At 61.7% G+C, this 20,120-nt stretch carries 21 protein-coding genes and 1 pseudogene; 9 read left to right on the top strand and 13 right to left on the bottom strand.

The features are described 5' to 3' along the window. Positions 1–1,035 (top strand): SulP family inorganic anion transporter (locus tag DBR18_RS15845; RefSeq protein ID WP_256588728.1); only part of this gene is annotated, 1,035 nt, incomplete at its 5' end. A 31-nt stretch (positions 1,036–1,066) separates the two neighbouring features. Here DBR18_RS15845 and DBR18_RS15840 read toward each other — a convergent pair. After that, on the bottom strand, positions 1,067–2,458 hold the full coding sequence (locus tag DBR18_RS15840) for an aldehyde dehydrogenase family protein (protein WP_108591012.1): 1,392 nt from the start codon (positions 2,456–2,458) through the stop codon (positions 1,067–1,069). 103 nt (positions 2,459–2,561) lie between these two features. Here DBR18_RS15840 and DBR18_RS15835 point away from each other — a divergent pair, with 103 nt between their 5' ends. From DBR18_RS15835 to DBR18_RS15820, 4 genes are all read left to right on the top strand, one after another. Further along, positions 2,562–3,440: a LysR family transcriptional regulator gene (locus tag DBR18_RS15835; protein WP_108591019.1), complete on the top strand. Its 879-nt coding sequence runs from the start codon at positions 2,562–2,564 to the stop codon at positions 3,438–3,440. A gap of 83 nt (positions 3,441–3,523) precedes the next feature. Continuing rightward, positions 3,524–4,186: a M24 family metallopeptidase gene (locus DBR18_RS15830; RefSeq protein WP_108591011.1), complete on the top strand. Its 663-nt coding sequence runs from the start codon at positions 3,524–3,526 to the stop codon at positions 4,184–4,186. A gap of 13 nt (positions 4,187–4,199) precedes the next feature. After that, positions 4,200–4,553 carry a gamma-glutamylcyclotransferase family protein gene (locus DBR18_RS15825; RefSeq protein WP_108591010.1) on the top strand — a complete coding sequence of 118 codons (354 nt, stop codon included), beginning with the start codon at positions 4,200–4,202 and terminating at the stop codon, positions 4,551–4,553. 95 nt (positions 4,554–4,648) lie between these two features. Beyond that, positions 4,649–5,077, top strand: a complete 429-nt coding sequence (locus DBR18_RS15820) for a molybdopterin-binding protein (protein WP_108591009.1) — start codon at positions 4,649–4,651, stop codon at positions 5,075–5,077. Positions 5,078–5,139: 62 nt separating this feature from the next. Here the strand turns inward: DBR18_RS15820 and DBR18_RS15815 are convergent. Together DBR18_RS15815 and DBR18_RS15810 are read right to left on the bottom strand one after the other, a co-directional pair. Next, positions 5,140–5,763, bottom strand: a pseudogene (locus DBR18_RS15815) (glutathione S-transferase family protein). A gap of 103 nt (positions 5,764–5,866) precedes the next feature. After that, a complete protein-coding gene (locus DBR18_RS15810; protein WP_108591008.1) occupies positions 5,867–7,282 on the bottom strand; it encodes a cytosine permease in 1,416 nt (471 codons plus the stop codon). A 396-nt stretch (positions 7,283–7,678) separates the two neighbouring features. On the opposite strand from DBR18_RS15810, the gene DBR18_RS15805 reads away from it, so the two are divergent. Next, entirely contained in the window at positions 7,679–8,590 is a 912-nt protein-coding gene (locus tag DBR18_RS15805; protein ID WP_108591007.1) for a LysR family transcriptional regulator, read from the top strand. A 19-nt stretch (positions 8,591–8,609) separates the two neighbouring features. Here DBR18_RS15805 and argE read toward each other — a convergent pair whose 3' ends face one another. The 9 genes from argE to DBR18_RS15760 all read right to left on the bottom strand — a co-directional run bounded on the left by argE (position 8,610) and on the right by DBR18_RS15760 (position 16,587). Beyond that, positions 8,610–9,761 (bottom strand): acetylornithine deacetylase, encoded by a 1,152-nt coding sequence (gene argE / locus DBR18_RS15800; RefSeq protein ID WP_108591006.1) that lies wholly within the window; start codon positions 9,759–9,761, stop codon positions 8,610–8,612. Next, positions 9,758–10,435, bottom strand: a complete 678-nt coding sequence (locus DBR18_RS15795) for a DUF1028 domain-containing protein (protein WP_095136460.1) — start codon at positions 10,433–10,435, stop codon at positions 9,758–9,760. Before DBR18_RS15795 ends, argE begins: the two co-directional genes overlap by 4 nt. A gap of 155 nt (positions 10,436–10,590) precedes the next feature. Then, on the bottom strand, positions 10,591–11,007 hold the full coding sequence (locus tag DBR18_RS15790) for a RidA family protein (protein ID WP_003225869.1): 417 nt from the start codon (positions 11,005–11,007) through the stop codon (positions 10,591–10,593). Positions 11,008–11,065: 58 nt separating this feature from the next. Then, positions 11,066–12,385 carry an NAD(P)/FAD-dependent oxidoreductase gene (locus DBR18_RS15785; protein WP_108591005.1) on the bottom strand — a complete coding sequence of 440 codons (1,320 nt, stop codon included), beginning with the start codon at positions 12,383–12,385 and terminating at the stop codon, positions 11,066–11,068. Between the two features lie 256 nt (positions 12,386–12,641). Continuing rightward, positions 12,642–14,105: a GDL motif peptide-associated radical SAM/SPASM maturase gene (locus DBR18_RS15780; RefSeq protein WP_108591004.1), complete on the bottom strand. Its 1,464-nt coding sequence runs from the start codon at positions 14,103–14,105 to the stop codon at positions 12,642–12,644. Positions 14,106–14,207: 102 nt separating this feature from the next. Then, positions 14,208–14,786: a DUF1842 domain-containing protein gene (locus tag DBR18_RS15775; RefSeq protein WP_108591003.1), complete on the bottom strand. Its 579-nt coding sequence runs from the start codon at positions 14,784–14,786 to the stop codon at positions 14,208–14,210. 41 nt (positions 14,787–14,827) lie between these two features. Then, positions 14,828–15,445, bottom strand: coding sequence for a DUF1842 domain-containing protein (locus tag DBR18_RS15770; protein WP_108591002.1), 618 nt, complete (start codon positions 15,443–15,445; stop codon positions 14,828–14,830). Positions 15,446–15,479: 34 nt separating this feature from the next. Next, positions 15,480–15,665: a DUF1843 domain-containing protein gene (locus DBR18_RS15765; RefSeq protein ID WP_007969208.1), complete on the bottom strand. Its 186-nt coding sequence runs from the start codon at positions 15,663–15,665 to the stop codon at positions 15,480–15,482. Positions 15,666–16,356: 691 nt separating this feature from the next. Next, on the bottom strand, positions 16,357–16,587 hold the full coding sequence (locus DBR18_RS15760) for a hypothetical protein (protein WP_027613005.1): 231 nt from the start codon (positions 16,585–16,587) through the stop codon (positions 16,357–16,359). A gap of 40 nt (positions 16,588–16,627) precedes the next feature. Between DBR18_RS15760 and DBR18_RS15755 the strand changes: the two genes are divergently transcribed. From DBR18_RS15755 to DBR18_RS15745, 3 genes are all read left to right on the top strand, one after another. Further along, entirely contained in the window at positions 16,628–16,996 is a 369-nt protein-coding gene (locus DBR18_RS15755) for a lysozyme inhibitor LprI family protein (protein WP_108591001.1), read from the top strand. Between the two features lie 73 nt (positions 16,997–17,069). Then, positions 17,070–17,366: a hypothetical protein gene (locus DBR18_RS15750; protein WP_108591000.1), complete on the top strand. Its 297-nt coding sequence runs from the start codon at positions 17,070–17,072 to the stop codon at positions 17,364–17,366. Positions 17,367–17,410: 44 nt separating this feature from the next. Continuing rightward, positions 17,411–17,791, top strand: coding sequence for a hypothetical protein (locus DBR18_RS15745; protein WP_256588727.1), 381 nt, complete (start codon positions 17,411–17,413; stop codon positions 17,789–17,791). 31 nt (positions 17,792–17,822) lie between these two features. Here the strand turns inward: DBR18_RS15745 and DBR18_RS15740 are convergent, their stop codons facing one another. Further along, positions 17,823–19,952, bottom strand: a complete 2,130-nt coding sequence (locus tag DBR18_RS15740; protein ID WP_108590998.1) for a TonB-dependent receptor domain-containing protein — start codon at positions 19,950–19,952, stop codon at positions 17,823–17,825. Positions 19,953–20,120: the final 168 nt, after the last annotated feature.

The following is a 20,120-nucleotide window of genomic DNA, read 5'->3' as shown; positions in this document are numbered from 1 at the left end:
TGGCTGAACCTGCCGGCCCATGGTGTGAAGCTGATCGGTTTGATCGACCTGAGCCTGGAACTGCCGAGCCTGCCGGTGTTGCCGTTCGCCGATTGGCTGCGGCTGGGGGAGGTGGGCTTCGCGCTGGTGATGATTCTGTACGCCGAGTCTTACGGATCGATCAGTTCCTACGCCCTCAAACATGGCGACCGCGTGACCTCCAGCCGTGATCTCCTGGCGCTCGGTGCTTCCAATCTGTTGTCCGGGCTGTTTCATGGCATGCCGGCCGGGGCCGGATATTCCGCGACATCGGCGAACGAGGCAGCGGGGGCAACGTCACGCTGGGCCGGCGGGGTGGCAGCGCTGGTGGTGTTGGTGATCGTGTTGACGGTACTGCCGTGGATAGCGCTGACGCCGGAGCCGGTGCTGGCGGCGATCGTCATGCACGCGCTGGCGCGGGGTTTGAGCCTGCAGCCGCTGGGACGTTACTTTGTCTGGCGCCGTGATCGGGTGTTGGTATTGTGCGCGGTTGCGGCGGTGTTGTTGCTGGGCATTCTGGACGGGTTGCTGGTATCGGTGGCGATCAGTGTGCTGCTGATGCTCAAACAGATGTCGGCGGCGGATATACAGGTGCTCGGGCGGATCGACGGCGGGCATGATTTTGTCGATCTGCAGCGTCATCCGACGGCGGTCACTGAACCGGGCGTGTTAATCGTACGGCCCGGTGAAGCGTTGTTCTTTGCCAACGTCGAGCGGATTCTCGGCGCGGCATTGCGCCTGGTGCGTCATTGCGACGTGCCGGTGCACACGGTGATCCTGAGTCTTGAGGAAACACCGGATCTGGACGGCACCAGCATCGAGGCCCTGCAGGCGTTCTTTCTGCGTGTGCACCTGGAAGGCCAGCGGCTGATATTGGCCCGGCTCAAGCACGAAGCAATGAATGTGCTGGCGCAACTGCCCGAAGTAACGGCCAACGGTGTGATCCTCAGTGGGCTGAGTGTGGATGGCGCGGTACAGCAAGCACTCAGACTCGACTCCGAGCAGGGGCACACGTAAAAAAAAACCGGGCCTGGCCCGGTTTTGTCTGTCAGCGACGATCCAGCCACACCGTCTGTGCGTTGCAGAACTCGCGCACGCCAAAGTGCGACAGTTCACGGCCGAAACCGCTTTTCTTCACGCCACCGAAGGTCACGCGCGGGTCACTGGCCGAATAGCCATTGATGAACACACCACCGGTTTCCAGTTCGCTGGTCAGTTGCTGCGCCAGTTGCACGTTGGCGGTGTAGATCGTCGCGGTCAGGCCGAACTCGCTGTCGTTGGCCAGGGCAATGGCGTGGGCGCAATCGCGGGCGGTGATGATCGAGGCGACCGGGCCGAACAGTTCCTGTTTAAACGAGGTCATGCGGTCGGTGACGTCCGCCAGCACGGTCGGTTCGTAGTAGTTGCCCGGACCTTGGGCTTTGCCACCGCCCAGCAGCAGGGTCGCGCCTTCTTCAAGGGTATCGCGCACTTGCTGGTCGAGTTCGTCACGCAGGTCGAAACGCGCCATCGGGCCGATGTAAGTGTCAGCGGACAACGGGTCGCCGACCTTCAGCTTGCGGGTGGCCTCAACGAATTTGCGGGTGAATTCCTCGACCACGCCTTCTTCGATGATCAGACGCTTGGCTGCTGCGCAAACCTGACCGGAGTTCTGGTAGCGACCGATGACGGCAGCCTGCACGGCCTCATCCAGATCCGCATCATTGAGCACGATGAACGGGTCGGAACCGCCCAGCTCCAGCACGCATTTTTTCAGCGCGGCACCGGCCTGAGCACCGATGGCCATGCCGGCGCGGACGCTGCCGGTCAGGGTGACGGCAGCGATACGCGGGTCGGCGATGGCGGTCGAAACACCTTCGGGGGTGACGTTGATCACTTCAAACACGCCGTCGGCGAAACCGGCGTTCTTGAAGGCGTCGCGCAGCAGGTAGGCGCTGCCCATTACGTTCGGCGCATGCTTGAGCACGTAGGTGTTGCCGGCAATCAGCGCCGGAACCGCGCCGCGCAGCACTTGCCAGATCGGGAAGTTCCACGGCATCACCGCGAGGATCGGCCCGAGTGGTCGGTACTCGATGCGCGCCTTGCCACCTTCGACCTGGGTCGGTTCGGCGCTGAGCATGGCCGGACCGTTTTCGGCGTACCACTCGCAGAGCTTGGCGCATTTTTCGATTTCGCCACGGGCCTGGGCGATCGGCTTGCCCATCTCCAGGGTGATCATGGTCGCCATGGCTTCGGCGCTGTCGCGCAGAGCGCCGGCGAGGGCGGTCAGGGCACGGGAGCGATCCTGCAGCGGCTTGCGTTTCCACTTCGAGAAACCGAACGCGGCGCGGGTCAGCGCAGCGTCGAGGGCTTGTGCCGATTCAAAGGCGTAGTGACCGACCTGCTCGCCGGTGGCGGGGTTGATCGAGATGGCGTGGGTCTGGCTGGAAATCTGGCTCATGGCGTCGTCCTGCGTGTTCAGTGGATGGGCCTAGAGTAGGGTGGCGTTTGTTTTCTGGAAACTGAATAATAAAGATCGTTTCTTTCACGATTGGAGAATGACTGTGGATCTGGTGCAGCTGGAAATCTTCAAGGCCGTGGCCGAGCACGGCAGCATCAGCGCCGCAGCGGCGCAGATTCATCGCGTGCCGTCGAACCTGACCACGCGGATCAAGCAACTGGAGCAGGATCTGGGCGTCGACCTGTTCATTCGCGAGAAAAGCCGTTTGCGCCTGTCGCCCGCCGGCTGGAGTTTTCTGGAATACGCGCGGCGCATTCTCGACCTGGTGCAGGAGGCGCGGGCCACCGTCGCTGGCGAAGAGCCGCAGGGCGCATTCCCCCTCGGCTCGCTGGAAAGCACCGCAGCAGTGCGCATTCCCGAACTGCTCGCGGCGTACAACCAGTTACACCCCAAAGTTGATCTGGACCTGTCCACCGGCCCGTCCGGGACGATGATCGACGGCGTGCTCGCCGGGCGTCTGGCGGCGGCCTTCGTCGATGGCCCGGTGCTGCACCCGGCGCTGGAAGGCGTGCCGGCGTTCGAGGAAGAGATGGTCATCATCGCGCCACTCAATCACGCCGCGGTGCAGCGCGCGGCGGATGTGAACGGCGAGAACATCTATGCGTTCCGCTCCAACTGCTCCTATCGTCATCACTTCGAAAAATGGTTCAGCACCGACGCTGCGGTGCCGGGCAAGATTTTCGAGATGGAGTCCTACCACGGCATGCTCGCCTGCGTCAGCGCCGGTGCCGGGCTGGCGCTGATGCCACGCAAGATGCTGCAGAGTATGCCCGGCAGCGCAACCGTGAGCGTGTGGCCGCTGGCGGCGGATTTTCGTTATCTGACCACGTGGCTGGTGTGGCGCCGGGGCACGGTGTCGCGCAGCTTGAGCATGTTCGTGCGTTTGCTGGAGGAGCGCGGCGTGGTGCGTGCAGAAGAGTAATTGACACGTTGTGTCATGGCTGTATCTTGATCGGCGTTTCGCAATATAAAAAACTATACAGCGTAGCCATGAGGAACAAGGAAATGAGTGCAGCCCTGAGCGGAAAAGAAGCAGTCGGTGAGCGGTTTGTGCTGGAAACGATGCGCCATGCGCAGGACCTGACCTGGAAAGCCGTCGACGCCATCGCCAAGGTGGTCAAGCCGGGCATGCGTGAATCCGAGGCCCAGGAGCAAGGCAAGCAGATCCTCGCCGAACTGGGCATGGACCGCATCTGGCATCCGCTGCTGATCCGCTTTGGCGCCAACACCCTGAAGACCTTCAAGCAACGCTCCGAAGGCGATCCGGTGCTGGGTGAAAACGACATTTTCTTCATCGACATGGGCGTGGTCTGGCAGGGGCACGAAGGCGATGCCGGCGAAACCTTCACCACTGGCTCCGATCCGGAAATGATCGCCTGCGCGGCGGCGTCCAAGGAGCTGTTCAAGCGGGTCGAGGCGCTATGGCGCCAAGGCGTGAGCGGTGTCGAACTGTACCGCTATGCCAGCGATCAGGCTGAAGCCATGGGCTGGAAACTCAATCTCGACATCAAGGGCCACCGCGTCAGCGATTTCCCTCACGCGATCCATCGCGGCGGCAATCTCGGTGATTTCGAGCAGGCACCGAATCCCGGGGTGTGGATTCTCGAAATCCAGATCGCCCACCCGCAGCGGCCGTTCGGTGCGTTTTATGAAGATCTGTTGATTTGATCAAGGACCACCCATGACTGATTCAAGCGAAAAAACCGTGCTGCTTTTCTCTTACGGCACTTTGCAGGACCGCGCGGTTCAACTGTCGAATTTCGGCCGCGAGCTGCAAGGTCAAACCGACAGCTTGCCGGGCTATAAGCAGCAAATGGTCGAGATCACCGATCCTGCGGTGCTCGCCACCAGCGGCAAAACCCATCACCCGATCGTGCAGGTCAGCGACAATCCGGCGGACGAAGTTGGCGGCACGGTATTTCACATCACCGCACAGGAACTGGCAGCGGCCGATGAATACGAAGTGGCGGACTACAAACGGGTCAGCGTGGTGCTAACGTCAGGGGTCAATGCTTGGGTGTACGTGCAGGCGTGACAACAGAGCGCAGCGCTGTAGTTGTTTTTATACAGCGTCAACTTTGATGATATGCGCCGTTTCTTAACTCCAAAGTCAAAAAACAGGACGTCATCATGAAAGTCAGCGCACGCAACGTATTCAAAGGCCAAGTCAGCCAGGTTCAGGCCGGTGCGGTCAACGCCGAAGTGGTTCTGACCCTGGCCGGGGGCGAGCAACTGGTTGCTGTCGTGACCATGGAAAGCCTCAAGACCCTCGGCATTGCGGTTGGCAAGGAAGCCGTTGCGCTGGTCAAGGCACCGTGGGTGATGCTGATGACCGAATCCAGCGACATTCGCCTGTCGGCGCGCAACTGCCTGGAAGGCAAAGTGCTGAGCGTCACCGACGGTGCGGTCAATGCGGAAGTGGTGATCGAGCTGGCGGGCGGTTCGAAGGTTTATTCGATCGTTACCCGTGATGCCGTTGCCGAGTTGGGTCTGGCCAAAGGCGTCAGCGCCACGGCGGTGATCAAGGCTTCGCACATCATTCTGGGCGTGCCTGCCTGATCTGCCGTTCAGGTCAATGAAAAACCTCTGGTTCCGTTATCCGGAACCAGAGGTTTTTTTCGTTATGGCGTACCGTTTCGGCCGTGCAGGCGAAAGCCTTCGCGTTGGCTCAAACGCTCGTAATACGCCCTGACGGCGGTATAGTCCGGATGCGCGAGCGGTGTTTCGAACCAGCGATTGACCGACAGCCCGATAGGAATATCTGCCAGCGAAAACGCTTCGCCACTGACGTATGCGTCGGTTTTCTGCAATTGCTGATCAAGGATGCCCATGGTCTTCGACCATTGCTCGACGCCGTTGGCCAACGCGGCGCTGTCTTGATGATCCGGTGACTGGCGCACCAGCGACATGAACGCATACGACCACGACCGGTTCAGCTCCGACGCCTGCCAGTCGATCCACTGATCAACCCGCGCGCGAGTTCGCGGCTCCGCGGGGTAGAGGTCTGCGCCGCCATAGACGCCTGCCAGATAACGAATGATCGTGTTCGATTCCTACAGGGTGAAATTGCCGTCCTGAATCACCGGCACCATGGCGCAGGGATTGAGTGCGAGAAACTCCGCCGTGTCGGTGGGTTTGAAGCCCGAGCCCCAATCCTCACGCTCGAACGGGATCTGCAGTTCGGCGCAGGTCCACAGCACTTTGCGCACGTTGATCGATGACGCTTTGCCCAGTATTCGCAGCATGGGATCCCCTGTGTTGTGGCTGACTGTCCAGCCACAAGAAATACCACACTGCAATGCACAAGGCCCGCACAGTGGCGGGCCTTGTGTTTACATTGAGTCAATCTCAGAGACTGCCCACCAGTTTCCCGCCCATCATCCGCCGCCGATAAGCGCTGTCACGATTGGCCAGCCAGAAGTACAACGGCGAAGTCACCAACAGCCCCACCAGCCACGACAGATCCGCGCCGTTGATGTGTGCCGACACCGGGCCGACGTACAGCGGCGTGTTCATGAACGGGATCTGCACCCCGATGCCGATCGCATAGGCCAGCAGCGCCTGCGGGTTGTAGCGGCCGTAGATGCCGCCGTCGACCTGGAAGATCGACTGGATGTCGTACTGGCCCTTGTGGATGGCATAGAAGTCGATCAGGTTGATCGCCGTCCATGGCACCAACACCACCAGCAACACCAGCACCATGTCGACGAAGTGGCCGATGAAGTCCTTGGACGCGCCGACCGCAGCAAAACAGCAGGCCAGCAGCACGATGATCGAAATCACCGCACGGCTTTTGGCAGTCGGGATCCAGCGGTAGGCGAAGGTCTGCACCAACGTGATCAGCGACAGCACCGCGCCATACAGGTTGAGGGCGTTATGGCTGATCACGCTGAGCAGGAACAGCACCAGCATCAGTGGGCCAATCGAGCCGGTGGCGAGTTTGACCGCGTCCATGGTGTCCATGCCCACGGGGGTCGCCAGCACGGCGACGGCACCGAAGATGAACGCCAGACTCGAGCCCAGCGCCGAACCCAGATACGTGGTCCAGAACGTCGACGAGACTTTCACGTCCGCCGGCAGATAACGCGAATAGTCGGACACGTACGGCGCAAATGCGATCTGCCACAGCGCGGCCAGCGACACGGTGGCGAGCCAGCCGGAGAGGTTGAAGCTGCCGCGGGTGAGGAAGTCATCGGTTTGAATATGGGTGAAGATGTAGCCGAAACCGACGACGATGCCGATCCCCAGCACCCAGGTGCCGATGCGGTTGAGCACGTGGATGAAGCGGTAACCGATGATGCCGATGATCCCCGAACCGAGGGCACCAATGACGATGCCGACCGGCACCGGGACGCTGTCGACCACGCCATGCAGCGACTTGCCGGCCAGCACGATATTGGAGGCGAAGAAGCCGATGTACATGACCCCGGCAATCAGCACCACCAGCAGCGCGCCGAGCGAACCGAACTGCGCGCGGCTCTGGATCATCTGCGGAATGCCCATCTGCGGGCCTTGCGCTGAATGCAGCGCCATCAGCACGCCGCCGACCAGGTGACCAACCAGAATCGCGACAATGCCCCAGACCAGATTCAGGTGGAACAACTGCACGCCCAGCGCGCCGGTGACGATGGGCAACGGCGCGATGTTGCCGCCGAACCACAGCGTGAACAGATCCCTGACCTTTCCGTGGCGATCTTCGGGGGGCACGTATCCTATCGTGTGTTTTTCAATGAGCGGGGCGGACGTTGTTGCAGAGGTGGACATGACGAACTCCAAGGCAAGGATGAGTACGTGGACGTACTTCGGTAAGCGCCGACACGGACGGCGCATTTCTTGTTGAAGCGATCATGTGCAAAGGCCCGGGATAGATAAATTAGTAAGTTTGTTGCTTCAGACCTTAAAAAATATATGCCGCGTGTAATGCGTAGCTCCGGTATGTTCAGGCTTCACTCTTTTCTGGATTTACCCAGTCTGTGGTGAGGGGATTTATCCCCGATGGGGCGCGAAGCGGCCCCTCTTTTGACCTTGGAAACAGGGCCGCTGTGCAGCCCATCGGGGATAAATCCCCTCACCACAGAACCCTCTAACCACAGACAATTGCCCTGACCACAGATAAGTCTCCTCAACACAAAAGCGTTGTCTCACTTGCAGAGGTTTTCCATGGCCGCCTACAACCTGCGCCAGCTCAAATACTTCGTCACCACCGCCGATTGCGGCAGCGTCGCCGAAGCTTCGCGCAAGCTCTACATCGCCCAGCCGTCGGTATCGACCGCGATCAAGCATCTGGAAGAAAGCTTTGGCGTGCAGCTGTTCATCCGCCATCACGCCCAGGGCGTTTCGCTGACGCCCAGTGGCTCGCGCTTCTATCGCAAGGCGCTGGAGTTGCTGCGGGTGGCCCATGAGTTCGAGCAGAACGCGCTGGCGGACAACGACGTGGTCTCGGGGCAGATCGATATCGGCTGTTTCGAAACGGTCGCGCCGTTGTACCTGCCGCGCCTGATCGCCGGTTTCAAGGAGCGCTGGCCGGGGGTGGAAATCCGCATTCGCGACGGCGAACAGCAGGAACTGGTGCAGGCACTGACCGCCGGCAGCATCGATGTGGCAATGCTGTTCGAGCACGACCTCGACACCACCATCGACACCACGCCGCTGATGCCGCCCCAGCAGCCTTACGCCTTGCTGCCGGCCGACCACCGCTTTGCGCAACAGGCGAAAGTCTCGCTGCACGATCTGGTGCTGGAACCGATGATCCTGCTCGACGTGGTGCCCAGCCGTACCTACTTCGTGAGCATTTTCGAGGAGCGCGGGCTGACCCCGCACATCGTCTTCAGCTCACCGTCGATCGAGATGGTGCGCGGCATGGTCGGGCGCGGTTTCGGCTTTTCGATTCTGGTGACCCGACCGTTTGGCGAGTACACCTACGACGGGCAGAAAGTGGTGTGCGTGCCGCTGGCAGAAACCGTGACCGGCTCGGGTTCGTCGGCAGCCTGGCTGCGCCGGGTGCAACTGACCAAACCGGTGCAGTTGTTCGTCGATCATTGCCGGGAGGAGTTGGCTCGACTGTACGCCTGAACGTGCGTCGAGCCGTGTTTCAAGCGCGGATAAAAGTCAGCATCCGTTGCAGCATCGCATCGCAGGCATCGAGTTGCGCACGACTGACGAACTCATCGGGCTTGTGCCCCTGGTCCATGCTGCCGGGACCGCAGACCACCGTGGGAATACCCGCCGCATCGAACAGCCCGCCCTCGGTGCCGAACGCCACGGTGCCGAATTCCTGTGAGCCGCAGAACGCCGCGATCAGCTCGGCTGCCTGACTCTGCGCATCGGTGGCCAGGCCGGGATAAGCCGACAGTTCACTGAAACGAATGGCGCTGTGCTCGCTCACTGCCCGCATGCGCGGCAGCACTTGCTGCTCGGCGTAAGCTTGCAACTGTTGTGCGACCTGGGTTGGATCCTGCGAGGGCAGGGCGCGGATTTCGAAGTCGAAGCGGCAATCGGCGGGCACGATGTTCAGCGCTTTGCCGCCGCTGATCACCCCGGTCTGCACCGTGCTGTAGGGCGGGTCGAAGCGCGCGTCGTGATGCTCGGGCGCCTTCAGTTGCTGGCCGATGCGCCTCAGTTCGCCGATCAGCTCGGCGGCGTACTCGATGGCGTTGACCCCCAGCGGTGCGTAGGCCGAATGGCACGGATGCCCGTGCACGTCGCAGCGCATCGCCAGTTTGCCTTTGTGGCCGAGCACCGGTTTCAGTTCGGTGGGTTCACCGATAATGCACAGCAGCGGTTTGACCGGACGCTGCTCCAGCTCGGCGAGCAGCGAGCGGACCCCGAGGCAGCCGACTTCTTCGTCGTAAGACAGGGCGATGTGCACCGGCATGCGCAGCTCTGCAGCGATCAGCGCCGGCACCAAGGCCAGCACGCAGGCGATGTAGCCCTTCATGTCCGCCGTGCCACGCCCGAACAGCTTGCCATCGTGCTCGCTGAGTTCGAATGGCGCCACCGTCCACGGTTGGCCGTCGACCGGCACCACATCGGTGTGCCCCGAAAGCACGATGCCCGGTTGCTCCGCCGGGCCAATGCTCGCGAACAGGTTGGCTTTGCTGCGCTCGGCGTTGTAGATCAACTCGCACGACACATCGAATTCGGCGAGATAGTCGTGCACGAACTCGATCAACTGCAGGTTGGATTCACGGCTGGTGGTGTCGAAGCCCACCAGCGTCTTGAGCAACGCGACGCTGTTGCTCATCGATCGTCTCCGGCAACGCCATAACCCGGCGCCTTGGCCGGGTCGAGAGCGCGGTCGATGTAGTCCTGCAGTTGTGGCTGATAAGCGTCCCAGAGTTTTTGCAACTGGCCGATCGGGTCTGCGTCCGCCCAGTCGACCCGCAAATTGACGATCGGCCAGGTCTGCTCGCCGACCACGACGACGGCTGCCGAATGCACGGGACCAGCCTCGCCACCCAGGGCCTGGGCGGCGTGCAAGGCCTTGAGCAGGCGATCGGCCAATTGGCCTTCGCCGTCTTCAAAGGCGCTGACCATCGCCTCGATCACCGCACGCCCGGCGAGCATGTTGCCGGCCGCCACGCATTGTTCGCCGCAGACCGCGTTGTGTACGCCGAGGGTTTGGGCACCGCTGAAATGTGCGGTCTGGCCGAGGTGGTTGATTGCGGTGATCTGCCGGTACTGGCTGTAGCCGTTGCGGGTCAGCACCTGGTCCAGCGCCGCGTCGGGCGCGTGGCCTTGCTCCATCAGCGCGAGGACTTCCGGGCCGAGGGAGGGCAGGGTGATGTTCTGGCTCGACACCGCACCAACCCCCGGCAACAGCCACGGGCAACGTGCGCCGACGGCGATGCTGGAGGAACTGATGGCGACACCGAACTGGCCGGTTTCGGGGCAACGGGCTGCGATTGAAAAGGTCATGGTCTAACTCCGGTCCAGAAATTTGTTGTCCTTGCGGGCCTCATCGCTGGCAAGCCAGCTCCCACAGTAATTGGGTTGATCACAAAACTTTGAAGGCACCTCAAATACCTGTGGGAGCTGGCTTGCCAACGAAGGCCGCGACTCGGTCTGCCGACTTACTCGGGAATCACCGCCACCACATCAATCTCCATCAGCCACTGCGGCTGCCCCAGTGCCGACACCACCAGCCCGGTGGAAATCGGGAACACGCCTTTGAGCCACTTGCCGACTTCCTGATACACCGGCTCGCGGTAGCGCGGGTCGATCAGGTAGGTGGTGGTCTTGACGATGTGGCTCATGTCGCTGCCGGCCTCTTCGAGCAGTTGCTTGACGTTACGCATGGCCTGTTCGGCCTGCGCACGCGGATCACCGAGGCCCACCAGATTGCCGTCGAAATCGGTGCCGACCTGACCACGGACATACACGGTGTTGCCGGCGCGCACGGCCTGGCACAGGTCGTTGTCCAGGGTCTGGTTCGGGTAGGTGTCCTTGGTGTTGAACATACGGATGCGGGTGTGGGTTGGCTTGCTCATGTACAGCTCCAGACTGGGTATTGAGCGGCGCACCGGGCGCCGCCGCGAAAGTGGGCAATCAAGCGTCGACGGTGTCGGCGGCTTTGGTGTTGGCGTTCGAATGCAGGGCCGCTTCACGCTGCTCGGCATCCTTGTAATCGAGGTATTTACGCTGGGTGGCGATGTGATCGGCCACGTGCTTGGCGTCATGCCACACGCCCCAGATGAACGAGGAACCGCGCCGCGACTGCCATGGCAGCCCGAGGAAATACACCCCCGGCTCGCTGGACACGCCGCGCTGGTGCTGCGGTTTGCCCTTGTCGTCAAACGCTGCGACCTGCAGCCAGGAATAATCCACGGCGAACCCGGTGGCCCAGATGATGGAAGTGATGCCGGCTTCGGCCAGATCCAGATCGACCAGCGGATTTTTCACGCACTCCGGATCCGGGTAGGTTTCGCGCGCCTCGGGCTCTTCGGGCAGATCCAGACCGTTGCGCTCGATGTAGGCGTCGGCGGCATCCAGCAAGGCGAGGTAGTTGTCATCGCCACGTTTGAGGTTGTCCACCAGGTCCTGCTTGAAGGTCACCACGCCGTTGTTGAACGACTCGGTCACGCCAACCAGGGTCATGCCGCGATGGGCCAGACCGCGAAAATCGATGGTGCGCCCGCCATGCGCGCCGCTGACCGCGATGGTCACGTGCTCGCGGCCGGGTTTCATCGCCGCCTGATCCCATTCGCCGAGCACCCCCAGCCACCAGCAGAAATCGCGGTTGCGATAGGCGCGCGGCGGACGGTCGTGAGCGCCGACCGAAAGGTAAACCTGCTTGCCGGAGCGCTGCAGTTCATCGGCGATCTGTACGCCGGACGAACCGGCACCCACCACCAGCACCGCGCCTGCGGGCAGTTGCTGCGGATTGCGATAGTCAGCGGAGTGGATCTGCAGCAGGCGCGGGTCTTGCGGCGCAATCGGCGGGATCACCGGACGCTGGAACGGCCCGGTCGCCGCGACCACGCGGCTGGCTTCGATCACCCCTTCGGAGGTCTCGACGGTAAAGCCCGGACGCCCGACATTGCGCACCACGCTTTTGACTTCGACGCCGGTGCGGATCGGCGCGTTGAATTTCTTCGCGTAGGCTTCGAAGTAGTCCGCCACACGCTCCTTGGGGGCGAAACCATCGGGGTCGACATCATCGAATTCCAGCCCTGGAAAGCGGTCGTGCCACGCCGGACCGTTGGCTACCAACGAGTCCCAGCGCCCGGTGCGCCAGCGTTCGGCGATGCGGCTGCGCTCCAGCACCAGGTGCGGCACACCGAGTTTGCTCAGGTGCTCGCTCATCGCCACACCTGCCTGTCCGGCCCCCACGACAAGCGTGTCTGTTTTTATTATTTCAGTGGTCATTTCTACATCCTTCCTGGCAAGGCAAGTGGATTCGGATCGCTTCAGGCTGGTCCGTTTTGCTTGCGGTCAGACTAGGCAGGAGGGGGGTATCGGTAAAATATTATTAAGCTGGGATGTGAATACAAATTGCTGAAGCAGAACGGCCAAGCCCAGTAAACCCGGGGCTTTACGGGCAGAGGGAAGGCTGTCCCGGGCACGAAAACCCGGGACAGAGAAGAGAAATTTCCATTTCAGGACTGGCGCCGAGCCCTTGCACTCAGCTCAAGTGACTGGGCGCGATGCCCAGCAGCCCGGTCAGCGTGTTCATGATCGCCTGTTGTCGCGCCCGATCGCTCTGGTGCTCGGCTTCGGCGGCGGCGACATCGGCGTCGCAGTGCGGACAGATCACCTCGTGCGGATAGATGTACTGCAAGCAGCTGCGGCACAGGCTTAGTTGCGGGGCGATCCGGCCTTGTTCCGGTGATTGCTGGCCCTGATTGATCCACGCCAGTTTGATTACCTGACCGCTGTCACCGACGCTGCTGACTTTTTCGCCGGTGTCGATGCGTTCGGTGATCAGATCGAAACGGCCGACCGCAAACGATTTCTGCGCCGCGTCCTCGACCTTGACGATGCGCTCGCGCAGCCCGCGCTTGTGCAACTCCAGGGTGCGGTAATGGCAGTAAGGGTTGTTGCCGGGTTTGCCGAGCAGCGAGTGCGAAGTCCAGGTGCAACCGCCCCGGCAGACATCGTTGTAGTAGCAGCCCCGGCAGTAACCCCACATGTCATCCACCGAGCGCAGGCGGCCGAAATGCATGCCTTCGCTGTAGTGCCAGATGTCGTGCAGGCTCATGTTGCGCACGTTGCCGCCGGAGAACCCGACGGTCGCCAATGACGGGCAGCCCTTGACCGTGCCGTCGGCCTCCAGCGCCAGAACGGTCTGGCCGGCGGCGCAACCGGTCCAGTGCACGCGCTCGTCGCCGAAGCCGCGCCATAAATGTTCATACGGGCCGTAATAGCCGATGTTGTTGCCGACGTTCATCAGCAGGCCACGGTCTATGCCTTCGCGGTACAGCCGCGCGAGCAGCGGCATCACGTCCAGCAGTTGATAGGGTTGCAGCAGCAGTTCCGGATGGTCCACCGCGTTGCCCATGGCGACGGTGATCTGGATCTGCCAGTGGGTGGCGCCGAGTTCGATGATGGTGTCCATCAGCGCCGGCAAGTCGGGCAGGGTGGCCGCGCCGATCTGGGTGTTGACGCTCACCGCCAGCCCCGCAGCCTTGGCCCGGCGCAAGGTGTCCACGGCTTTGTCGAACGAGCCGGGGACGTTGCGCACCGCGTCATGCAGCGGCGCGAGGCCATCGAGGGAAATGCCCACGCCGTCGAGCCCGGCATCGACCGCCGCCTGCATCTTCGCCGGGGTCAGGTTGCGCCCGCCGGTCTGGATCGCGCAGTACATGCCGTGGTCGTGAATGGCCTTGATCAGTTGTGTCCAGTCCTTGCGCAGATAGGCTTCGCCGCCGATCAGGGTGATCTCGCGGGTGCCAAGCGCGGCCAGCGAATCGATGACGTCCAGGCATTCGCGGGTGTTGAGTTCGTCAGGCCGGCGATGCCCTGCGCGGGAGCCGCAATGCAGGCATTTCAAGTCGCAGGCCAGGGTGATCTCCCAGACCACATGCACCGGCACGTAGCGTTTGAGATCGGTGTCGCTGAGATAACGGGCAGGGCGCACGTCTGACATGGGAAATCCTTGCGCACAATCCGGTGCGCGCTTCGAAGGGATTGACCGCAGTTGAACAAGCCCCGGGCGAGATCCTTTGCAATCGCGCCCGGGGTCTGTCGGTTAGCGCGTTTCCAGATGCGCGATTTCCGCTTTCAGATGCTCAAGGGCACTGCGCAAGGCGCCCTCGTGCGCCACTTGCTGCTCGGCTTGTTGCACCACGGTTTTGAGTTGCGCCAGATTGCCGCCGGTCTGCGCCTGCTGCACGGCCACGGCGTACAGTGGCTGCGGATGCGGCGTGGGGTGCGGTTGCTCGCTGGGTGCCTGATGCACCGCGACGTGCTTCACTTCGTGCCACTGGCCCTGTTCTTCATAGCGATAATCGACAAAACCGCTGGCCCAGTCGCCGCCCAGAATGCCTCGGAGGTGGAAGGTCTGCGCGATCTGGCTGAGCGGGCCGCTCGGACCGCCGTCAAGGGTGAGGATGATGTGGTTTTCGACGTTTGCAGTCAGTTTGGTTTCGGAAAAACTGCCCCAGACCTGAGTCCGGAAATTGACCGTCGGCCAGGTGGCCTGAAACACGCTGGCAATCCCGCTGACACGTTTGTGTACGGTATCGACCAGCAGATCAAGGTTCAGAACCGGTGCGCCGGGCAGTGCATTGCTGATGCTGAGGCGGGTGTGAAAAAGTCCAATCGACATGGTGCTACTCCCTAAGTGAATGGCGGATCAAGTGGCCTGACTCAGTGGCTCTGCAGCCGGCTGACCTCTTTCTTCGCGGTGTCCAGTGCGTCGCGCAATTTCGGCAGTTGCTCCAGTTGCTGTTCGGCGAGTCGGGCCAGGTTCTTCATCTGTGCCAGATCACCGCTGGCAATGGCGCTCTGGATCGGCGCGGCATACAGCGGCAGGATCGGTGGGTGCGGGTTGACTACCGGGCCGGGATTGAACGGTGAGGGTATCGACTCCACCAGATGCGCCGGGGCGTTGTTGACCTCATGCCAGCGTTGCCCATCGAAGTAGCGATAGTTGGCGACACCTTCGCGCCAGTCAGTACCCACCACCAGACGCACATCGAAATTGATGATCGAGTTGGCGCCTGGGCCGCCGTGATTGCCTTGGGCGGTCACGAGGATTTTGCTGACGCCGGGGGACATCACGGTGAGGTAGGTGTACTCGCCCCAGACGTCGGAATGCTCGTCGAGTGGCGGATTGGTCGCCTGGGTGATCGCGGCGGTGCCGTTGACTTTCGTATCGGGTGTCGAGACCAGCAAGTTCAGGGTAAGCGATTGCGCGCCGGGTGCGCCGGTGCCGATGCGATAGCTCACCGGGAACAGGCCGACATTTTCAGTAGAACCGGACATGTTGTTTGCCTCCATTGCAATGTGATTGATGGCTTCAGGACTTTTCGTGCCTGGAAACTTCCCTGGCCAGTTTTTCGTACGCGTCTTTCAGGTCTTGCGCTTCAGGCTTGCTGGTGTCGCGTTGTTGCAACAGCGTTTTCATGTGTTGCACGTCGCCTTGCTTGATCGCACTTTGAATGGCGACCCCGTAAGGCGGGATGCTGGCCGTTGAACGGGACATAGCGAGGTTTCCTCATCGGTGCTGCAAAACCGCCCCTCGCGAAAAAGGGGCGCCGTACCTGACAGCCAGGCAGCCGCGACCTGCAAGAGCAGCGGCAGGCGCTGTTCTCCACGAGCGGGTTACCTGATCCGTCGGGATCTGATCGAGTGCGGGTTTCAGTGCGCGCAGTGCAGGCGTCAATACGCCCGGGCCGGCGCCAGCGTTCTCAGCCGAATCCGTCGGGCGGGACTTCGGGGGCGTCGCGTGTGGCCTGCCGGAGTGGCAGATGCAAAGAATTGACCGATACGTTGTTCATCTTTCTGTCCTTGATAGAACACAACGAAACGCAGGGATCAGTAGCGCGCTCGGCAAGAGCGCAGGAGAACCGCAAGCACAAAAACCATCCCTGATTTCTTTTCCAGTGCCGCTACGGGCGAGCGCCGATTTAACGCTCGCGGGTTAGCTGGCATATCGCCAGCGATGCAACCCTAGATGCGAATTTGCGACCTTGCCAGAAAAAGCGCCGAACGGTCGTGGACGGCGTATTGGCGTTGTACCAAAAGCGGTGACGGGGTGAATGCAAGGACTTGATTCGGGGGGGATATTTCAACCAGTGCGGCGTCGCGCGAGGCAGGGCAAGCCGTGTGGATTCGTTCGCGATAAAGAATCCACACGCCCGGCATATATCGTCGACGGTGAGGTTCAGCCGCGATCAGTTGCCGTCGGCAACCTTGCGTTCGATCGCATCGGTCTTACGCTTGAGCTCCTCGGCCTCCTGTTCTTTGGTACGGATCGAGGTCGGCGTCAGCACCTCGTCTACAGCTTTGGTGTCGTCGTCGCTGTCCTGCAGATCGCGGCGAACCACATCCACCGGTTTGCCCGCAGCGTCGAGCGGTGGCGCGTTGTGAGGGGTTGCAGGCTTGCGGTCGTCAGTGTTTTTCATTTTCATACCTCCATTGGCTTACAACGTTGGATACGACGACATGACACGAGTTCGAGAAATTTCTTCGGTGATTGGCGCGTTAGTCGGCGCCGGTTTGTGGCTGGCCGCCGATTCGGCCTACGCCGCCAGTTTTGACTGCGCCAAGGCGCGGACGCCAGACGAGAAAGCCGTTTGCGCCAACCGCACGCTGAACGACCTGGACGTGACCATGGGCGAGCTGTTCAGCCTCGACAAACGCCTGCTGCCGATGGGCGGGCGCGACGCGCTGATCGGCGAACAACATGCCTTTCTGAAAAGCCGCAAGGCCTGTGGCGCCAAGGTCGCTTGCTTGACTGAGCTGTATCAGAAGCGGGTCGCGGCGTTGCGCAGCATCATCGAGACACGGGTGATGACGCAGGGGCCGTTTTGACGGACTGATTGACCCTTTGGTCGATGCATAGCAGCATCCCGGGCAAACCATTCACAAAACGGAAAGTGCCACGATGTCTGCGCCTGATGATCTTGATGAGTTGCTGGAACGCGTGAACGACGAGCAATCGTTCATTACGTTCATTCAGGCACTGGGTGCCGATTTCGCCCGTGAGCGGACGATGAACGAACCGCTGTCACCCTATGGGCGGGGCGCCTTGGGTTGGGAAAATGGATCTGTGGATGCGTTTCTCGAGGCCGCAGGTGCCTGGGCGATCGACAGTTCCAGGCAGGTGGCGGCGGATGTCGCTTCAGCCAACGTATGGCAGCGCTGTGCGAGCATTTTGCTGGCCGGCAAGTTTTATGAGTGAGAGGGCGAGTCATCAAGAACAGAGCAGGAAAAATGAGTAGGCCGTTGAGTGAAGCCGATCTTTATCTGGTCATGCTGGAAGCGATTGAAGAAGGTTTGAACATCGATCTGCAACCCTTTTGTGAGCGGCTGCAGGTCGAATGTCCCGATCTGCTTAATCAAGTCGCGATCGCCGTAGCCAGAGATTTCCTGTCAAACACGCGTGATTTTGAGTTTGGCGATGAAGTGATGAATGCACTTATCAACTCCATCGTTGATGTGTCGATGCACGCAGAAATGCCCCAGCCTGCCTTTGACATCTATCAGGCATTTGATGCCGGCGAGTATCTGCACACAGGCGATGCGCAGGATGTTTGCCCTTGGGAGAAACATACGCGGCCGGGGCTGGAGAATATTTTGCGTCATCATTTGCCTGCGTTGGAGTAGTAACCCGGCGGGTTGCCGATTATGCAAACCGTCAGAGCAGACTCCACGACACCCCGACATAAACCCCCAACCCTTCACCCGGCGTAGACCGCGCCGCATCCAGACCTTTGTCGTCATACCCCGGCGTGACGGTAGCGGCGTAGCGCTTGTTGGTCAGGTTGCGCAGGTCGAGCCAGGTTTGCCAGTCGTTTTTCGGCGCGTTGTAGCCGACGGTGGCGCCGAACAGTGCGTAGGGATCGGCGTAGTAGCTGTTGGCGTAATCCACCGCGACCTTGGACACCAGTTGCGTGTTGACCGCCGCGAAGAAGCCCTGCGGCCAGTCGTGGCGCAGTTCGCCCTGGTAGTAGTGCATCGGCAGGCCCGGCAGGCGGTTGTCGCCGAAACGCTGGTCGTCGCGGTAGTGGAAGTCGCTGAAGGTGTAGGCCTGGCGCAGGCTCAGTTTGCGCCCGTCGGCGGCTGACCACAGCGTGCTTTGCAGGCTGGCTTCCACACCTTGGTGCACGGTGGGGCTGGCGTTGAGTTCGTACGGAGTGACGGCGGTGGCATCCGGCAATACCGACAGCAACTCGTGGCGCACCTGGGCGTAGTACCACGCCAGGCTCCACTGGCCGAGTGCGCTGTCGCCGCGACCGCCGAGTTCGAGGGTGGTCGCGGTCTGGTTCTGCAGTTTGATCGGGTCGCTCTGGGTGCCGGTTGCCGCGCCGTTGCCGGCCGGGAAGCGGATGTTCGAGCTGTAGATCAGCGACCACGGGTGCGGCGCTTCCACCGAACGGCTGAGGTTGCCGAACAGTTGCAGGTCCGGTGTGACCTGATAGCGCAGGCCCAGACGCGGCGCGTAGTCCCAGTCGCCCAGGCTGGTCTTGCCGCCGCCCTGCGGGTAGGTGACGGCACTTTCGCGGCGGGTGTAGATGGCGGCGAGGCCGGTGGTCAGCCACAGGTCGTCGGCGATCTCCAGATCGTTGCCGACGTGCAGAACGGTGTCCGACCCCTGATAAGTGAAGTTGCGCATGCGGGTGCCCGGCGCATAACCGGCGGTGTTGCCGCTGGGAATACGCACGAATTCACTGGCGCCGTCATTGGGCAGGTGTTTGGTGGTGCGCAGGCCCACGGTGCTGCGGCTTTCCATGCCGAACAAGGTGTCGCGGCGCTTGTAATCGAACGTGCCGCTGACGTCGGTGTAGGCCACCTTCAGACGGTTCGGGCCTTCGCGCAGGTCCATCGGATAGTCGTGATAGACCAGACCGGTCTGGATGCTCGAATCGTCGTCGATGTAGTAGGTGGTCTTGTTGCCGATGAAGGTGCTGCCCGGCTGCTTGCGGCTGTCATCGCGCGACACGTAGGCCGGGTTGGCCGCCCGGGGATCGTGCTCGATCGAGTGTTTGGTTACGCGGCCGGCGAGGTCGTTGTCGGTCTCGCGATAGCGGATATAGAAGCGGGTTTCCAGGTTCGGATTGAAGCGATAACCGAAGTTGGCGATCACGCCTTTGCTCTCGCTGGCGGTGTGATCCTGATAGCCGTCGGCGTTCGAATCGGTCAGCGACACGTAGTAATCGAAGTCGCCCAGCACCTGCCCGGAACTCACCTGGCGCTGCTGGTAGCCGTGGCTGCCGGTGGCGTAGCGCACTTGCAGTTTCGGCGCGTCGTAACCGGTGTGGCTGACGTAATCGACAGCGCCGCCCAGGGCCAGCGCACCGCGATCAAAACCGTTGGCGCCACGCAGCACTTCCACATGGTCGAGCCACAGCGGTTCGAGCAATTCGTAGGGCGTGCCGCCGGGGCCGGTCAGCGGCAGGCCGTCGAGCATCGTGTACAACCCCGAAGCGTGGGCGCCCGGTGCGCGGTTGATCCCCGAACCCCGGATCGAAATCTTCACCCCTTCGTTACCCGCCGACTGCGCGTAGACCCCGGGCTGATACGCCAGCACATCCTGATTGCTCGCCACCCGGCCCTGCAACGGCTGACGCATGTCGACCACATTGCCGGCACCGGGCACCTGCGCAAGACGCGCTTGGGCCTCGGCGACGGAGGCATCAGCGCCGCTCTGTTCCTCGGCCGAAATCAGCACCTGGCCCAGCTCCATGCCTTTGGGTTCCTCGGCCATGGCCGGGCAGGCGAGGGCCAGGCCCAGCAGGGCAGAGGGCAGGGATTTGGGCGATGGCATCGAGGCAACTCCAGACAGGAACGGGCAATGAACAGTGCGACGTAGAAAAGAACGAGGGGAGCACATGGAGATTTTGTTTTTTGTCTGCCGGGTAGCGAGGCCCCGTTTCCTTTTCCGGGAGGCGGGGCCGGCAGTCAAATCACGCTGGCGCGCTTGAGATCGCAGGTG

Source organism: Pseudomonas sp. HMWF021, assembly GCF_003061005.1.
Lineage (GTDB): Bacteria > Pseudomonadota > Gammaproteobacteria > Pseudomonadales > Pseudomonadaceae > Aquipseudomonas.
Note: the sequence above shows the minus strand (reverse complement) of the source record. Positions and strands in the feature narration are given on the sequence as shown.

Bases quoted from the DNA above. Each gene is read 5' to 3' on its own strand.
- DBR18_RS15840 (WP_108591012.1), bottom strand. From the start codon at position 2,458: ATGAGCCAGATTTCCAGCCAGACCCACGCCATCTCGATCAACCCCGCC.
- DBR18_RS15830 (WP_108591011.1), top strand. From the start codon at position 3,524: ATGAGTGCAGCCCTGAGCGGAAAAGAAGCAGTCGGTGAGCGGTTTGTG.
- DBR18_RS15825 (WP_108591010.1), top strand. From the start codon at position 4,200: ATGACTGATTCAAGCGAAAAAACCGTGCTGCTTTTCTCTTACGGCACT.
- DBR18_RS15820 (WP_108591009.1), top strand. From the start codon at position 4,649: ATGAAAGTCAGCGCACGCAACGTATTCAAAGGCCAAGTCAGCCAGGTT.
- DBR18_RS15810 (WP_108591008.1), bottom strand. From the start codon at position 7,282: ATGTCCACCTCTGCAACAACGTCCGCCCCGCTCATTGAAAAACACACG.
- DBR18_RS15805 (WP_108591007.1), top strand. From the start codon at position 7,679: ATGGCCGCCTACAACCTGCGCCAGCTCAAATACTTCGTCACCACCGCC.
- argE (WP_108591006.1), bottom strand. From the start codon at position 9,761: ATGAGCAACAGCGTCGCGTTGCTCAAGACGCTGGTGGGCTTCGACACC.
- DBR18_RS15795 (WP_095136460.1), bottom strand. From the start codon at position 10,435: ATGACCTTTTCAATCGCAGCCCGTTGCCCCGAAACCGGCCAGTTCGGT.
- DBR18_RS15790 (WP_003225869.1), bottom strand. From the start codon at position 11,007: ATGAGCAAGCCAACCCACACCCGCATCCGTATGTTCAACACCAAGGAC.
- DBR18_RS15785 (WP_108591005.1), bottom strand. From the start codon at position 12,385: ATGACCACTGAAATAATAAAAACAGACACGCTTGTCGTGGGGGCCGGA.
- DBR18_RS15780 (WP_108591004.1), bottom strand. From the start codon at position 14,105: ATGTCAGACGTGCGCCCTGCCCGTTATCTCAGCGACACCGATCTCAAA.
- DBR18_RS15775 (WP_108591003.1), bottom strand. From the start codon at position 14,786: ATGTCGATTGGACTTTTTCACACCCGCCTCAGCATCAGCAATGCACTG.
- DBR18_RS15770 (WP_108591002.1), bottom strand. From the start codon at position 15,445: ATGTCCGGTTCTACTGAAAATGTCGGCCTGTTCCCGGTGAGCTATCGC.
- DBR18_RS15765 (WP_007969208.1), bottom strand. From the start codon at position 15,665: ATGTCCCGTTCAACGGCCAGCATCCCGCCTTACGGGGTCGCCATTCAA.
- DBR18_RS15760 (WP_027613005.1), bottom strand. From the start codon at position 16,587: ATGAAAAACACTGACGACCGCAAGCCTGCAACCCCTCACAACGCGCCA.
- DBR18_RS15755 (WP_108591001.1), top strand. From the start codon at position 16,628: ATGACACGAGTTCGAGAAATTTCTTCGGTGATTGGCGCGTTAGTCGGC.
- DBR18_RS15750 (WP_108591000.1), top strand. From the start codon at position 17,070: ATGTCTGCGCCTGATGATCTTGATGAGTTGCTGGAACGCGTGAACGAC.
- DBR18_RS15740 (WP_108590998.1), bottom strand. From the start codon at position 19,952: ATGCCATCGCCCAAATCCCTGCCCTCTGCCCTGCTGGGCCTGGCCCTC.